The following is a 388-nucleotide window of genomic DNA, read 5'->3' on the forward strand; positions in this document are numbered from 1 at the left end:
TCGTGGTGGTGCATTTCCTTGCCGAAGCCGCGCCCCGGGACGCGCTCGAAAGCATGGTGGCGCCTGACGGTGAAGAGGCGGTGATCTCCGGCCACGAGATCTATGTGCACTACCCTATCGGATCAGGGAAATCGAAGCTCAAGCTTCCGGCACTGAAGGCCGGAACCTCGCGCAATATCAACACGGTGCGCAAGCTCGTGGAGATGGCGGCTGAGATGAACGATCGGGGCTAAGCTCGAATGCCTGAACCGCCACCCGCGCTTAGGTCACCTTGGTCATCGGCGGTTGTTTCCACTTTCCGTCCAGCGCCTCCGGCTTCGGCCAGTAGAGCCGCGTCGCGATCACGAAGGGACCCTTGGGTGCCGGCAGCCAGTTCGGTTCCTTGTCC

Annotated in this window: 1 pseudogene; it reads left to right on the top strand. The window is 62.1% G+C overall.

The features are described 5' to 3' along the window. Positions 1-233 (top strand): annotated as a pseudogene (locus AC1DIX_RS28160) (DUF1697 domain-containing protein); the annotation flags it as partial. Between the last annotated feature and the right edge of the window lie 155 nt (positions 234-388).

Source organism: Massilia sp. 05N420 (assembly GCF_056397205.1).